The organism is Sphingomicrobium sp. XHP0239, assembly GCF_039555325.1.
Lineage (GTDB): Bacteria > Pseudomonadota > Alphaproteobacteria > Sphingomonadales > Sphingomonadaceae > Sphingomicrobium > Sphingomicrobium maritimum.
The window spans coordinates 1,317,189-1,331,632 of sequence record NZ_CP154608.1 but is presented as its reverse complement, the minus strand read 5'-3'; the positions used below and the strand labels follow the sequence as shown (position 1 = coordinate 1,331,632).

Genomic DNA, 14,444 nt, shown 5'->3' with positions numbered 1-14,444 from the left:
CGTTCAGCGCCAAGCCGGGTCCTTCACGTCGCTCACGGCGGCGAGATCGACGCGCTCGCGCACCAGTGCCCAACGGTCGCCATCGACCATCACTTCGGGTGTGAGCGCACGTGAATTGTAGCCGTTGGCCATGACCGCCCCGTAGGCGCCGACGGTGCGGAACACGACCAGTTCGCCCGGTTCGACATGATCCATCTCGCGGCGGCGCGCGAACGTGTCTCCGCTCTCGCATACGGGTCCGACGACATTGTACCGTTCCCGCTTGCCACCGGGGCGCACCGCCTCGATCAGATGGTAAGCGTCGTAGAGCGTAGGCCGCATCAGGTCGTTCATGGCCGCATCGAGAATGAGCCAAGGCGCCTTCGCCCCCGGCTTGATCCGCACCACCCGCGCCAGCAGCACTCCGGCCTCGCCCGCGATCAGGCGGCCCGGCTCGAACGCCAGCCGCACGTTCCACGCTCGCGTGGCCTTCTCGACCAGCGCGCCATAGTCGGCGAGGGTGGGTGGATTGGGCTGATCGGGGCCGTAGTCCACTCCCAGCCCGCCGCCGAGATCGGCGAGGCGGATGTCGCTGCCGTCGGCGCGGAGATCGACGATCAGTTCGCCGAGGCGCGCGAACGCCTGCTCAAGCGGATCGAGGCTGGTCAGTTGGCTGCCGATATGGATGGTGATCCCGTGGGCGGCGATGCCGGGCAGCGTTCGGGCCTCGCGAAAGGCTGCCATCGCGTCGGCGGCGGGGATGCCGAACTTGGTATCGGCGGTGCCGGTCGTGATCTTCGCATGCGTTCCCGCCGCCACATCGGGGTTGATGCGCAGCCCCACGGGCGCGGTCAGGTTCATGCGCGCCGCCACAGCCGACAGGTCGCGCAATTCCTCCACGCTCTCGACGTTGAACTGAAGCAGGCCGCCCGCAAGGGCCTCTTCCATCTCGGCCACAGTCTTGCCGACCCCCGAAAAGACGATGCGGTCGGTCGCGATCCCGGCGGCGCGAGCACGGCGATATTCGCCGATCGACACGATGTCGGCGCCCAAGCCCTCTTCGGCCAGAAGGCGGAGAACGGCGGGATTGCTGTTCGCCTTCATGGCATAGGCGATGACCGGATCGTCGAGCCCCGCGAGCGCGGCTTGCATCGAACGGGCCGCGCCGCGCAGCATGGCGGCGGAATAGACGTAGGTGGGCGTGCCGACCGCTTCCGCGATCGTAAGGAGCGACACGCCTTCGCAGTGCAGGACGCCATCGCGGGGGGTGAAGGCGCGGACGGATTGATCGGTCATGCAATTCGCAACCGCAGCATCGCTTGCCTTGTTCCCTCGTGCATCCCTATGTCCCCCTCATCCGTTCGGGAGTGCAGGAGGTATCATGTCCGATTGGCCGCTATGGGAAGTGTTCGTTCGCGCGAAGGGCGGACTGTCGCATCGCCACGTCGGCAGCGTCCATGCGCCCGACAAGGACATGGCGCTCAACCATGCGCGCGACACCTATACGCGGCGGATGGAGGGCGTGAGCCTGTGGGTGGTGAAATCCGACCATATCGTCGCGAGCGATCCCGACGAGAGCGGCCAGGTGTTCGAACCTGCGGAAGACAAGATCTACCGCCACCCGACCTTTTACGAAATTCCCGACGAGGTGAAACATATCTGATGCCGAGCCTACCGACGATCAGCGAAAAGGATGAAGCCAAAGCGCGGGCGAAGGACGCGGGTACGCCCAAGGGGGAGTTCGACGCACCGACGGCGGGCGCGCATGACGAGGCGACGACCGCTTACGTCACGATGCTCGGCGACGATGCACTCATCCTGGGCCAGCGGCTCGGCGAATGGGCCGGGCATGCGGCATCGGTCGAAGTGGATCTTAGCCTGGCCAATATCGGTCTCGACCTGATCGGGCAGGCCACCAACTGGCTCGGCCTCGCAGCGCAGCACGACGACAGTGTCGCCGATGCCGATGCCCTCGCCTTTCGGCGCGACGTGCTCGATTTCAGGAATTGTCTCATGGTCGAACAGCCCAATGGCGACTTTGCGCAGACGATGGCGCGGCAATTCCTGTTCTCGACCTGGCAACACATGCTGCTGCAGCGTCTGGCCGGATCGAGCGACGAGGCCATCGCCGGCATCGCAGCGAAGAGCGTGAAGGAAGTCGCCTATCACCGCGAACTGTCGCGCGACTGGCTCGTTCGGCTGGGCGACGGGACAGAGGAGAGCCGGAAAAAGATGGTCGCCGGGATCGACTGGAACTGGCGATTCGTACCCGAACTGTTCGAGGTGACCGAGGATCTGGAGACGCTGGTCGAGCGGGGGATCGCCGCCGATCCGCGCAGCTTCGAGAACGAGTATCGCGAGGCGATCCGCGCGGCGTTCGAGGAGGCCACCATCGGTGTGCCCGAAGACCATCGCCCCATCATGGGCGGGCGTCGCGGGCATCATTCGGAGCACCTCGGCCATCTGCTTGCGGTAATGCAGTATCTGCCGCGCACCTATCCCGACGCCCAATGGTGATGGCTCTGGCATGAGTAAGGACCATTTCATCCCGTTGCGGGTCGCGGAAATCGTTCGCGAGACGCGGGACGCCAATTCGATCCGCTTCGACGTGCCGGACGAGCACAAGCCGCTGTTCGCGTTCAAGGCCGGCCAGCATCTGACGTTGAAGGCCGAGGTCGACGGCGAGGAATTGCGGCGCAACTATTCGCTGTGCGTCGCGCCTCACGAGGACCAGTTGAAGGTGACCGTCAAGCGGATCGCGGGCGGTCGCTTTTCCAACTGGGTCGGCGACGAATTGTCGGTAGGCGACACGATGGAAGTGATGCCGCCGCACGGCAGTTTCACGATCGAGTTCGATCCCGCCGCCCCGCCGCGCCACTACGTCGGGTTTGCCGGCGGATCGGGTATCACGCCCGTGATGAGCCTCGTTCGGACCGCGCTCAACATTGAGCCGAACGCGCGTTTCACGTTGTTCTACGGCAATCGCGACAGCTCGAGCGTCATCTTCCTCGACGGTATCAGCGACCTGAAGGACCGGTACCTGTCGCGTTTCCAGCCGTTCCACTTCCTGTCCGACGAGGAAGGCGACGTCGACCTGTTCAACGGGATGCTCGATCGGACGACGTGCGACCGGGTGATCGAGACGTTGCTCGACGACCCCCAGTCGGTCGATGCCTATTTCATCTGCGGTCCCGGACCGATGATGGACGCGGCGGAGGCGGCGCTGCTCGACCATGACGTTGCCAAGGACCGGATCCACATCGAGCGGTTCACCGCTTCCGCACCCTCCGCGGGGCAGGCGAAGAAGGTCGCGGCGGCCAAGCAGGAAGCGGCGGGGCACACCTTCTGGGTCACGCTCGACGGGCGAGCGCGAAAGGTCGAATTCGACGGCGACAATATCCTCGACAGCGCGCGGGCGGCGGGACTGCCGGCGCCTTATGCCTGCAAGGCGGGCGTGTGCGCGACCTGCCGTGCCAAGGTCACCGAAGGCGAAGTGGAGCAGGGCGCACGGTACGGCCTGACCGACGAGGAGATCGAGGCCGGTTACGTGCTGACCTGCCAGTCGGTGCCGGTCGGAGACGACGTGCGCGTCGATTATGATGCCTGACGCCTTTACGGAATGCGCGGCTTAGGGCTAAGCGGGTCGCCATGCAGGACCTCTTTTCCGGCCTCCCCGCCATCGAGACCGATGCGCTGTTGCAGCTCATGGTGATGGCCGCCGCCGACCATCGCGACATCAAGATCGACGCGGGCGTCGGCATCTACAAGACGAGCGACGGCGATACCCCGGTCATGGCGGCGATCAAGACCGCCGAGGCGCGGTTGCACGAGGCGCAGGACAGCAAGAAATATCTCGGGATGCGCGGCGACAAGCGGTACGCCGAACTCGTCGGGGAACTGGTATTCGGACATGCGACGGGCGAGCGGATCGTCGGATTGCAGACGCCAGGTGGCTGCGGTGCGCTCACGCTGGGCGCGAAGCTCGTCAAGACGGCGCGCCCGAACGCGACGGTTCATGTCGGTACGCCGACCTGGCCCAACCACGAACCCATCCTGTCGGGAGCGGGTCTCAAGATCGCGACCTACGATTATTACGCCAAGTCGCAGACCTGCATCCGCTTCGATGCGATGATGGAGGCGTTCGAAAATGCCGCCGAAGGCGACATCGCGCTGCTGCACGGTTGCTGTCACAACCCCACGGGCGCTGACCTCGACGCCGGGCAGTGGGCGAAGGTCCGCGCGGTCGTCGCCGACAAAGGGCTGATCCCCTTCATCGACATCGCCTATCAGGGACTGGGCGACGGGCTGGACGAGGATGCGGCAGGGATGCGCAGTGTCGTCGAGGCGGTCGACGAGGCGATCGTGGCGCAAAGCTGCGACAAGAATTTCGGCATGTACCGCGACCGCGTCGGCGCGCTGTTCGTAAAGGCGGCGAGCGGCGAGGCTGCGGAGAAGGCGCTCGACCATATGCAGCAGCTCGCCCGCGAGATGTGGTCGATGCCGCCCGATCATGGTGCGGCGTGCGTGCGCATCGTTCTGGAGGACGAGGAATTGCGCGACATCTGGCGTGCCGAACTCGATGGGATGCGCGACCGGATCAATTCGCTGCGCAGCAAGATCGCCGCCTGTGACCCGCGCCTCGATTATATCGGCGCGCAGAAGGGCATGTTCTCGATGCTGCCGATCAACCCTCAGCAGGTCGAGCGGTTGCGCGAGGAGTTCGCCATCTATGTGGCGGGTTCGGGGCGGTTCAATGTTTGCGGGATGGGCGACGACCAGGTCGATCATTTCTGCCAGGCCGTGAAGGCGGTGATGGATGGCTGAGGCCGATCCACGCCGCGATACCGAGGGGGCGTCGAGCGACGACCCCGCCTTTAGCTGGGAAGAGGTCGCGCGCCTCGTTCTGACCAGTCGCGAGATGGATCGGCTGGAGGAAGAGGAACTCGTTCCGGCAAAGAAGGTCCTCTACCAGTTTTCCGCGCGCGGGCATGACATGGCGCAAGTCCTGCTGGGGCTTCACCTGCGCGACGGAGATGCGGCCTGCGGCTATTATCGCTCGCGCCCCATGCTGCTGGCGCTCGGCGTCGATCTTGCCGACGCGCTGGGATCCGGCATGGGCCGTGCCGGCGGCTATTCGAACGGCAAGGATATCGGGGTCGTTTTCAACTATCCCAATCCCGGGGGATGCCACGCCCTGCCAATGTGCGGAGGCGTCGGCGCGCAATATACGCCTGCCGCCGGGTGGGCGCAGTCGATCACCTACAAGGCCAGCGTCCTGGGCGAGGAGGATGACGGCGCCATCGCGGTCGTGCTGGGCGGCGATGCCAGCTGTGCGACGGGCGGCTTCTGGTCGGCGCTGACCATTGCAACGACGCAGCAACTGCCGATGCTCTTCTTCATCGAGGACAACGGATACGGGATTTCGGTGCCTTCCACCTATCAGACGCCCGGTCAGAACATCGCGGCGAACCTGGCGAGCTTCGAAGGTCTGACGATCCTCGACGGAGACGGGACCGAGCCCGAGTCGGCGGCGCGGCAGATTAGCCAGGCGGTGGCGCATGTCCGCTCGCGCAAGGGTCCGGTGCTATGCCGGCTGACGGTGCCGCGGTTGGAAGGGCACAGCGCGCAGGATACCCAGACCTACAAGAGCGAGGACGAGATCGCGGCCGAATGGGCGCGCGATCCGTTGCCCAAGCTGAAGGCGCTGAACAACAATCTCGATTGGGACAGGATCGAAGCCTCCGTCGCGCACGAGGTCGACAAGGCGCGCGAACGAGCCGAAGCGCGGGGCGTGGCCGATCCCGCGACGATCACGCAGGACGTGTTCTTCGAAGGCGAACACGCGCAGGTCGGCGGGCAGGCCGGGCTGAGCCTTGATGGAACGCACGAAGACCCGCGGCCCGATGGTCAGCGCATCAACATGGTCACTGCGATCCGGCGGGCGCTGGACCAGGAACTGGCCGCCAACCCGAGAATGAGCGTGTTCGGCGAGGATGTCGGTCCCAAGGGCGGGGTTCATGCGGTCACGCTGGGGTTGCAGGAAAAGTTCGGGCACGACCGCGTCTTCGATACCTCACTGAACGAGGAAGGCATTGTCGGGCGCGCGGTGGGAATGGCGATGGCGGGATTGTTGCCGGTACCCGAAATCCAGTTCCGCAAATATGCCGAACCCGCGACCGAACAGATCAACGATTGCGGCACGATCCGCTGGCGCACCGATAATCGCTTCGCCGCGCCGATGGTGCTGCGGGTGCCCGGCGGCTTCTTCAAGTGCGGGGATCCGTGGCACAGCCAGACGAACGAGGTGCAGTTCGTCCACAATCCCGGCTGGCGCGTCGCGGTGCCGTCGAATGCCGAGGATGCGGTAGGACTGCTGCGCATGGCGCTGCGCGGAAACGACCCGACGATCTTCTTCGAACACAGGGCGATGCTCGACGACAGCTGGGCACGGCGGCCGTGGCCGGGCGAGGGCTATGTCCTTCCGTTCGGACGCGCGAAAAAAACGCGTGAGGGCGACAAGATCACGATCGTGACCTGGGGGGCGATGGTTCCTCGCTGCGAGGAAGCGGCGAAGGACGGAGAGGCCGACGTCATCGACCTGCGCACGTTGCAACCGTGGGACCGCGAGATGGTGCTGGACAGCATTGCGAAAACGCATCGCTGTCTGATCGTGCACGAGGATCTGCGGACCGGCGGGTTCGGTGCGGAGATTGCGGCGGTTGTGGCGGACGAGGCGTTCCTCGATCTCGACGCGCCGGTCGAACGGGTGACGATGCCCGACATTCCCTCGCCCCATCATCCTACACTGCTGGAGGCGGCGGTGCCCAGCGTCGAGGATATCCGCGCCAAGATCGACGAAATGGTGGCTTTCTGATGGGCCTGATCGACGTCGTCGTTCCCGACGAACAGGAAGGGACCAAGGCGGTCGTGCGCGGCTGGCTGGCCAAGGTGGGCGAACGGGTCCGCGTCAACGATCCGCTGGTCGAGCTGGAAACCGACAAGGTGACGCAGGAAGTGCCGGCCCCCGCCGATGGGGTGTTGCGCGAGATTTTGCTCGACAGCGACGCCGAGGCCGAGCCGGGGGCGCTGCTGGCGCGGATCGATCCGGAGGGAGAAGCGGAAACCGACGCTGCTACCGAGACGGCGAGCGTGGAGGTGAAGGGTCCGGAAGCGGCGCCGCGGCCATCAACGGATTCAAGGCGACGGATCGCGAAAGAAACGCGCCTGTCGCCCGCCGTCAAACGGGCGGTGATCCAGCACGATCTCGATCCCGACATTATCGAAGGAACGGGCCGCGACGGGCGCGTGACGCTGGCCGATGTCGACAAGGCGGTAGCGAGCGCTACCGTCGCCCATGTCGGCAAGCCCACCACCGCGCAGCCGCGCGTGGTCGAGGATTTTGCGTCGGACGATATTCCGCACGACCGGATGCGCCGCGCGATCGCGGACAACATGCTGAAAGCCGTCACGGACGCGCCGCATGTCACCGCCCTGTTCGAAGCCGATTTCAGCGCCGTCGCCGCGCACAAGGCCGCGATGAAGGCGAGGGGCGTCAAGCTCAGCTACACCGCCTACATCGTGAAGGCCGCCGCGCAGGCCATGGCGATGGTGCCGGCGATCAACGGGCGATGGGAAGAAGATCGCATCGCGGTTTCGGACACGATCGATATCGGGGTCGGCACGGCGCTCGGCGACAAGGGTCTTGTCGTTCCGGTCGTGAAGGATGCCGGCGCCCTCACGCTGGAGCAGATCGGCGAGAAGCTCGGCGATCTCACGAACCGCGCGCGCGACAACAAGCTTCAGCGAAGCGAGGTGACGGGCGGAAGCTTCACCATTTCCAACCATGGCGTGTCGGGCAGCCTGCTGGCTGCCCCGATCATCCTGCACCAAGGACAGGCGGCGATCCTCGGCGTCGGCAAGCTGGAGAAGCGGGTCGTGGTGCGCGAGTTGGATGGACAGGACGTGATGGTCATCCGTCCGATGGCCTATGTCACGCTCACGATCGATCATCGCGTCGTCGACGGGCACCAGACCAATGCGTGGCTGAGCGATTTTGTCGCTCGCCTCGAGACATGGCCGGCGGCCTGACCTGAAGTTCTGGCAGTGCCGACGGTATGGATGCGGGGACGCGCGTCCACGACCGGGGCCGTCTCAATCAATCGCGATCCTCCAATAGCGCAAACGAAAGGGGCGGCGCCTTTCGGCACCGCCCCCCTCGTAAGACGATCGTCTCGTCGACGGCTTAATAGCCGAGGATGAACGAGAGGCTGAGCGCACGGGGTGCGCCGATCTGGATGAAGGACGGCTCGGCATCGAAGCTCGGCGAGACGTAACCGATGTACGCTTCATCAAACACGTTCGTGACATTGAACTGCAATGCCGCGGTGTTGTTCGCACCGATTTCACCGAGGTCGAAGCGGACGTCCGCATCGACGAGCATGTATCCCGGGACTTCCTCGGTGTTGATGTCGTTGGCAAACCGCTTGCCGGTGTACTTCGCCTGGACACCGAGTTCGAGCGGACCGAAGGCCTGCTGAACGCGGCCGCCGACCATCCACAACGGTGCGCCGCTCTCGCTCTTCCCCGCCGTCGGGATCAGGATCGGATTGCCGTTGGCATCGACGTCGTCGATCACGTCTTCCTTGATCTCGCTCTCGTTCACGCCACCGAAGACGTAGAACAGGGTCGCGGGGGCCGGGCTGTAGGCGATCGAGGCATCGAAGCCATACTTGTCGACCGGGCCGAGGTTGCGCGTGATCGATTCATCGAGAAGCGGGTCGTACGAGACCGCGAGGCGGTTATTGTACTTGGTGAAGTAGCCCGCGATCTGCGCCTGCCACTGACGGTTCTGGTAGCGAACGCCGGCGTCGAAGCTGTCGGTCGTCTCCGGATCGGGACGGGCATCGTCCGTGTCGGGGAAGAAGAAGCTGTCGTACAGGGTGTCGGTGCCCGGGACCGAGAGGCCGCGCGCGTAGTTGCCGAAGACCGAGGCATCACCGAACGCGTAGGTGAAACCGACATTCGGCAGCAGCTCGTTGTAGGTGTAGCGACGCTCCTGCGGCGCCGACACGTTGGGGTTGTTCGCGCGATAGATTTCCACGAGACGCGGGTCGCCGATACAATCGATGAAGCCCGAAGCCGAGGTGGTGAAGCAGTTCTGGTCGAGGTCGCGGACGAAGAACGGCGCGCGCAGCCCGACGACGGTCGTGAGATCGTCATCGAGATACTGACCGCGATATTCGGCCGAAACCTGGTTGAGAATCGCGTAGGACTGGCGATCGCGCTTGTTCAGTTCAAAACCGTCGCGGGTGCGGACCGGATCATTGACCGGGAAGACGTCGGGGATCTCGCCGTCGATTTCGGCGATCGAGGTCTGGCCCGTCTGACGGTGGTTGGCATGATCGAGCGTGTACGCGACGCGCACGCGGTGATCGTCGCTGAGGTCGTAGATCAGGTTCGAGATCACGCCGACGCGGTGGGTTCGCGTCTGGCTGGGGTCGAAACCGCTGAGCTGGTCGAGCGTATCGCCGTCGCCGTTGAGATCGCGACCGTAGTAATAGCCGCCGCGGATAAAGCCGGTCAGCTGGGGCGCGGTGGCGGGGTTGCCGTTACAGCGGTTGCCGACGCCGAGGAAGCAGACGCCCTCGATCAGCTCTTCGTTGCCGCCGCCGTTGGCCTTCACATACTGATAGCTGGGATCAATCGTGAGCGTCAGCCGGTCGGTGAGGTTGACGAGCGAGGATACGCGCAGGTTGCCGGTGTTCGACGGGTTGTAGCGACGCGAGAATTCCGCGCCGCAGCCGTTGACGCCGTCGGCGACGCCCGGCGTACCGGGAACGCTGTCCACGGTGCAGGGGAAATTGAGATCATCTTCGTCGAGACGGAAGCGAGCGGCACCGTCGCCTGCGGCAAACGCGTCGAGCAGTTCCTGATAATTGACCGAACCCGCGAAGTTATTGCGATTTTCGTTGTAGTGGCCCGACAGCGAGATGAAGTTGCCGTTGTCGAGTTCCTGGAAGACGCGGCCGTTGTACTGCTGTTTGTCGACCTGGCCGTAGGAGTTGTAGGGCACGTCGTAGTTGAGATAGCTGGCCGAGAAGAAGGCGGTCGTGCCGCTTCCGGTCAGGTCACCGAAATCGACCATGCCGAACGCGCGATAATAGGGGCTGTCGAACGAATTGCCCTCGGCCGCGACGTTACCGTAGGTCAGCGTCGAAACGACGCCCGGATCGCGCGCGGGGAGGCGCGTGCGGATGTTGATGGTGCCGCCGACGGCCGAGGCCGTGGGGCTGTCGACGTCGGTCACGCCGAGGTTGACGTTCACTTCCTCGAGGACTTCGGGATCGACCTGCTGGTTCGTGTAGAGGGCGTAGTTGCCCGAATCGTTCAGCGGCAGGCCGTCGAGGGTCTGCGAGATGCGGTCCGAGGTGAAGCCGCGGATGGTGAAGCCACCGCCCGAGGAACCCCAGGGGTCGTTGTTCTGGAAGCTGACGCCGGGAACGAGGTTGACGATGTCGTTGACCGTCTGACCCGGGCGCTGGCGACGGATGATCTCTTCGCCGAGGACCTGCTTGGCCTTGGGATCGTCGGGGATCTCGACGCCCTCGGCGTCGGTCGCGGCCGTCCCGGTAATGATGATGGCGTCATCGTCGTCGAACTCGATGGAGCCGGTGGACTGGGCGTGCGCAACGCCCGGAACGAGCGCGCAGGCAGCGAGCGCGCTGCTGCTGAGCAGAAACTTATTCATGTGTCCAATTCCCCCCAAGGGTTGGTGTGTCATTGATCAGATAGGCGGATGTCGTTCGCCCGGACGCTCGCGCCCTTAAGCGCGCAATTGTTGCAACAGCAAGACTGACGGTATCGGATCGCGAACCGAGGATGTCCCGATCTCGTGCAAGGTCTCGCAACGCATTGAATAACAAAGGCTTTATCGAAAGCGTCAGAATGCAGCCCGGTCGAAAGTTCGTTCGGGATGCAGATTTGTCACGCTGCTCTCTGCACTCGTTTCGCCCGTGGTCGGGTAGCGAATCGCAACTGGACCGAAGGGCGGACGGCGAGGGCTTTTTCATTTGTGTCGGGCCGTCCCATTGGGTATCGGGCAGACCAGTTTGACACGAGGCACCCGTAGCTCAGCTGGATAGAGCGCTGCCCTCCGAAGGCAGAGGTCACAGGTTCGAATCCTGTCGGGTGCGCCATATTTTCAATGACTTAGCGATGCTAATTCTATTTTGTATGGAATGCGCATGTAATCGATTATCGGTGGACGCCCCCGAACTCATGTGGATGGCGGCGCACGATACATGTGTTGCGCGAGCCCTTCGCCGCCTGATTCGGCAAGGGTCCAAACTTCTACGGTTGGCGCGAGCGCTAATCGTAATCGGCTTGGCGTCCGAGACCGCAAGCTAACGCTTGCCTTGGTAAGGGTGAGGCCGGGAGTTCAATCCTCCCCAGCAGCACCATTTTTCAAGCACTTCGTATGTGCGACCGTCTAATCCATGAAAATTCCATGAAGTTGGCTATCCCGGGCGCCCATTGGGAGGAGAACTATGATTCGCTGTTGGTTCAGCCACTCAGCGGCGATCTCTCAGCCTTCCGTGGTAAAGTCATCAGACGTTGCCGACGTGATTTCGCTATCTAAGGGGACGGGCAGCTAGCGATAAGTCTGCTGGCACATTTTAGGAACAGCCCTCACTCTTCCTCAAGCTCAGCTACACGCTTCAAAATTGCCCGCTTGTGCTTGAAGATATCTACCGGCCCCATAACGCCTTCCCGGGCTTCATCCTTTCCGCTGAATAGCCCCAGATAGCGCGAGGTAGGACTATTGAAATGCATCCGTGCAATCGTACGCCGGTTGTTATCGTCCGGGAGGATCGCGCAGTAGGACTTAGCGTCTCGCATCACCATGCGAGAGGGATCGACCTTCTCTGCACAAATGGCCCGGATGATGTTGAAACCCTCAATCTCTACGTCTGTAGTCTCGACCGCGCCTTGATCGACCTCAGCCATTTGATGGTCTGGTTCGTCACTGCCCCCGCTAATCGCCTTCTCAAGTCTCTGGTGGACTCCGTCCCTAATCAACGAACCGTAGGCTTGGGTAATAGCAGACCGAAATCGGTCCCTGACACCTTTAGTGATGATCCCATCATGCAGCCGGCCGGCGATGATTTTGACAAGATCGTCCGAAGGCTCATCGAACTCCTTGCGTAGCTCTGCCAAAACTTCAGACTGAAGTTTTAGCGCTCCGGCATGTGAGACAATCCGAGCAAGATCGAAGTCAGCGCGCTGGAAAGTTGCAAGTGTTCGAAGATCAGAGGCTTTGTAGTTATCGAGATCGAATGTGAAGAACGGCCGATCGTCCATCATGTTGGTTTTCTCGGCATCCGTGAAGAACCGATAGATGACGCCATTCGTCAGCAGGGCAAGTCGCGCATCGGTGGCAGCGAAATACCGATAGAGCTGGCTCGCATGTTTAATTGAAAGGTCGCCGTTGGCAGGTTTGCATTCGACTAGGATCTTGATCTCGCCGCCAACACAAATCCCGTAGTCGACCTTCTCACCCTTCTTGGTGCCAACGTCGCAAGTGAATTCCGGCACAACTTCGTCTGGGTCGAAGATGTTGTAACCGAGCGCTCTGAGGAACGGCAGAACAAGCGTAGTCTTAGCGGCTTCTTTGGTAGCGAGCTTTTCGCGGTGCTTCCGCAAAGTTGCTTGCAGTTCTGCGATGCTGGCTTCGATTTCCATTAGTTCCCCCCCTGTTTGTGAGGGAAGCTAATAGATGAGGTAGCTTCGTCAATCGGTTAACGAACTTTGAGGCTGACAATACTCTGCTGCGGGCGGCTTGTCCGGTGAATGAGGGGCGGGCCGAGACCCACCCCTCTCCGGCTTAGACCGGGCGAAGGCCAGTGATATGGCCACCCCGCTTTCCAGTGTTGACCTCAGAAATTCGGCCTTGGTTGATGCCAAAGTCCGCCGCGATATCGTGTTGGATCTCGCCTAGGCGAAGACGATCCCAGATGGCGCGAATCGTTTCATCGGTTAGTTTGGCGCGGTTGCGCCCTTCTTTGCGTGCCATAGTATTACCTCTTTGGTCTGGCACGACGCAGAGGCTTGACGAAGGCTTTCAGTCAGCGCAGATAGTGCGCGTCAGGTTACCTCAGCTTCGCGCCCCTACGACCGGTTTTGCGAAGCTCTCCTGATCTGAAGGCCCAGCGTCCTACCGCTGGGCTTTCGTCTTTTCAGGACAGACCCCGACATGATTCCGCGACTCCCCGCCAGAGTCGAGAGGGTTCGATAGTTACCCAGCTTTTATCCCCAAACGAGAGCCGTTGAAGAAGCTGGCGGACCTACGGAAAAAAGTGACACGTAGCCTAGGCTTGGGCGCGGTAGCTTTGGGGCCGTGTGTGGACTGTCCGCTTTTGAATCGTCTCTAGGATAACCGGACCAAAGTTCCCCTTGTGTCCGCATCTTCGAATTGCGCGCTGCGTCCCGTAAATTTGGTGATAACGTCTGCCGCAGTGCGAGTGTGCTCGCTGACCTTCACGCTAGTGAAGGTGCCGCCACCCGCTATCGACATTGGCAGGAGGAGTTGGTCCTGCAGGTACGGTCCCGCAAAGGCACTCGACGCCTGGTAACCGGCCATACGCCTGCCCGCGGTGGTTCCAATCCGTTCTGCCGACACGCCCAGCTTGCCGAAACCCGAAACGACCTCGGTCACATGCTCGTAGGCGGCTTCCAACGTCATCGCCACGCCCGGGCCTTGGTCGGCAGGCAAATCCCGAATGGACACCATGGTTTCGTCCCACTCGGTCAGCGCTTTAAGTGTCGCCTTTCGAATGCGCTGCGGGATCTTGCCGTCGCCGAGCGAGGCGGAGACAATCATGCCCGACCGCTCGCGGAGTTCGCCCCGCTCAATGCATTCGATCCGACGCAACGGTGAAGGCTCGATGTCGATTTCGATCCGGCCGCCCCCGCGCGGGAAGAAACCGTGTCGCTTGATGCGGGCTGAGACGCGCGGCCCCATACGCTCAAAGATGGGAAGGAAGCACTTCGCGATGAAGTCGAACGGGGGGGCCATGTTGGCATGGGTGCCGCCCTCAATAATTAGGTGCGACGGCTTGTCGGCCAGCGCGAGCGGCACGAGTATCGTCTGGAGGACGAGCGCGGTCGAGCCCGCCGTTCCGACGGCAAAGCGATAATCGCCCGGCGTCACCGAACCTGGCTTGAAGGTGATGCGGTTGGAGCCGAGCTGCAATCCCTCGCAATCGGCCCCGCCAATGGCGCAGGCGGCCTCGATCGCGGTCAGGTGCTGGCGCATAAGCCCGGGCTGATCGCGGCCCGCGCGGATTTTTTCGATGATGAAAGGCTCGCCTGTGACGAGCGACAGCGCGCAGGCGTTGCGCAGCATCTGCCCGCCGCCTTCGCCTTCGGAGCCGTCGATAGTGATCATGGCGTAATCCTGGATAATC

General features: G+C 62.8%; 11 protein-coding genes and 1 tRNA gene. 7 read left to right on the top strand and 5 right to left on the bottom strand.

Annotated elements, in window-relative coordinates; all coding sequences use genetic code 11:
- Nucleotides 1-3 precede the first annotated feature (3 nt).
- Complete coding sequence (gene lysA / locus WJT74_RS06665) at nucleotides 4-1,275, bottom strand: diaminopimelate decarboxylase (protein ID WP_343342993.1); 1,272 nt, start codon at nucleotides 1,273-1,275, stop codon at nucleotides 4-6.
- A gap of 85 nt (nucleotides 1,276-1,360) precedes the next feature.
- On the opposite strand from lysA, the gene paaB reads away from it, so the two are divergent.
- From paaB to WJT74_RS06635, 6 genes are read left to right on the top strand one after another with little or no spacing between them, the layout of a single operon-like run.
- Nucleotides 1,361-1,642, top strand: coding sequence for a 1,2-phenylacetyl-CoA epoxidase subunit PaaB (gene paaB / locus WJT74_RS06660; protein WP_432215214.1), 282 nt, complete (start codon nucleotides 1,361-1,363; stop codon nucleotides 1,640-1,642).
- Entirely contained in the window at nucleotides 1,642-2,496 is an 855-nt protein-coding gene (gene paaC, locus WJT74_RS06655; RefSeq protein WP_343342991.1) for a 1,2-phenylacetyl-CoA epoxidase subunit PaaC, read from the top strand. Before paaB ends, paaC begins: the two co-directional genes overlap by 1 nt.
- A gap of 10 nt (nucleotides 2,497-2,506) precedes the next feature.
- Complete coding sequence (locus WJT74_RS06650; RefSeq protein WP_343342989.1) at nucleotides 2,507-3,586, top strand: ferredoxin--NADP reductase; 1,080 nt, start codon at nucleotides 2,507-2,509, stop codon at nucleotides 3,584-3,586.
- A gap of 41 nt (nucleotides 3,587-3,627) precedes the next feature.
- Complete coding sequence (locus WJT74_RS06645) at nucleotides 3,628-4,803, top strand: amino acid aminotransferase (protein WP_343342987.1); 1,176 nt, start codon at nucleotides 3,628-3,630, stop codon at nucleotides 4,801-4,803.
- Nucleotides 4,796-6,853 (top strand): alpha-ketoacid dehydrogenase subunit alpha/beta, encoded by a 2,058-nt coding sequence (locus WJT74_RS06640; protein ID WP_343342985.1) that lies wholly within the window; start codon nucleotides 4,796-4,798, stop codon nucleotides 6,851-6,853. The genes WJT74_RS06645 and WJT74_RS06640 overlap by 8 nt, the downstream gene beginning before the upstream one ends.
- Nucleotides 6,853-8,067: a dihydrolipoamide acetyltransferase family protein gene (locus WJT74_RS06635; protein ID WP_343342983.1), complete on the top strand. Its 1,215-nt coding sequence runs from the start codon at nucleotides 6,853-6,855 to the stop codon at nucleotides 8,065-8,067. The genes WJT74_RS06640 and WJT74_RS06635 overlap by 1 nt, the downstream gene beginning before the upstream one ends.
- Before the next feature lie 154 nt (nucleotides 8,068-8,221).
- Here the strand turns inward: WJT74_RS06635 and WJT74_RS06630 are convergent, their stop codons facing one another.
- Complete coding sequence (locus tag WJT74_RS06630) at nucleotides 8,222-10,726, bottom strand: TonB-dependent receptor (RefSeq protein WP_343342982.1); 2,505 nt, start codon at nucleotides 10,724-10,726, stop codon at nucleotides 8,222-8,224.
- Nucleotides 10,727-11,097: 371 nt separating this feature from the next.
- Here WJT74_RS06630 and WJT74_RS06625 point away from each other — a divergent pair.
- A tRNA-Arg gene (locus WJT74_RS06625) sits at nucleotides 11,098-11,174 on the top strand.
- Nucleotides 11,175-11,667: 493 nt separating this feature from the next.
- On the opposite strand, the gene WJT74_RS06620 is transcribed toward WJT74_RS06625, so the two are convergent.
- The 3 genes from WJT74_RS06620 to rtcA form a co-directional block, all read right to left on the bottom strand.
- Nucleotides 11,668-12,720, bottom strand: coding sequence for a type I restriction endonuclease (locus WJT74_RS06620; protein WP_343342980.1), 1,053 nt, complete (start codon nucleotides 12,718-12,720; stop codon nucleotides 11,668-11,670).
- Between the two features lie 142 nt (nucleotides 12,721-12,862).
- Nucleotides 12,863-13,051 carry a hypothetical protein gene (locus tag WJT74_RS06615; protein ID WP_343342978.1) on the bottom strand — a complete coding sequence of 63 codons (189 nt, stop codon included), beginning with the start codon at nucleotides 13,049-13,051 and terminating at the stop codon, nucleotides 12,863-12,865.
- A gap of 354 nt (nucleotides 13,052-13,405) precedes the next feature.
- Nucleotides 13,406-14,425 carry an RNA 3'-terminal phosphate cyclase gene (gene rtcA / locus WJT74_RS06610; protein ID WP_343342976.1) on the bottom strand — a complete coding sequence of 340 codons (1,020 nt, stop codon included), beginning with the start codon at nucleotides 14,423-14,425 and terminating at the stop codon, nucleotides 13,406-13,408.
- Between the last annotated feature and the right edge of the window lie 19 nt (nucleotides 14,426-14,444).

Coding starts and splice junctions, on each gene's coding strand:
- WJT74_RS06635 (WP_343342983.1), top strand. CDS start 6,853: ATGGGCCTGATCGACGTCGTCGTTCCCGACGAACAGGAAGGGACCAAG.
- WJT74_RS06650 (WP_343342989.1), top strand. CDS start 2,507: ATGAGTAAGGACCATTTCATCCCGTTGCGGGTCGCGGAAATCGTTCGC.
- rtcA (WP_343342976.1), bottom strand. CDS start 14,425: ATGATCACTATCGACGGCTCCGAAGGCGAAGGCGGCGGGCAGATGCTG.
- WJT74_RS06645 (WP_343342987.1), top strand. CDS start 3,628: ATGCAGGACCTCTTTTCCGGCCTCCCCGCCATCGAGACCGATGCGCTG.
- lysA (WP_343342993.1), bottom strand. CDS start 1,275: ATGACCGATCAATCCGTCCGCGCCTTCACCCCCCGCGATGGCGTCCTG.
- WJT74_RS06640 (WP_343342985.1), top strand. CDS start 4,796: ATGGCTGAGGCCGATCCACGCCGCGATACCGAGGGGGCGTCGAGCGAC.
- paaC (WP_343342991.1), top strand. CDS start 1,642: ATGCCGAGCCTACCGACGATCAGCGAAAAGGATGAAGCCAAAGCGCGG.
- WJT74_RS06620 (WP_343342980.1), bottom strand. CDS start 12,720: ATGGAAATCGAAGCCAGCATCGCAGAACTGCAAGCAACTTTGCGGAAG.
- paaB (WP_432215214.1), top strand. CDS start 1,361: ATGTCCGATTGGCCGCTATGGGAAGTGTTCGTTCGCGCGAAGGGCGGA.
- WJT74_RS06630 (WP_343342982.1), bottom strand. CDS start 10,726: ATGAATAAGTTTCTGCTCAGCAGCAGCGCGCTCGCTGCCTGCGCGCTC.
- WJT74_RS06615 (WP_343342978.1), bottom strand. CDS start 13,051: ATGGCACGCAAAGAAGGGCGCAACCGCGCCAAACTAACCGATGAAACG.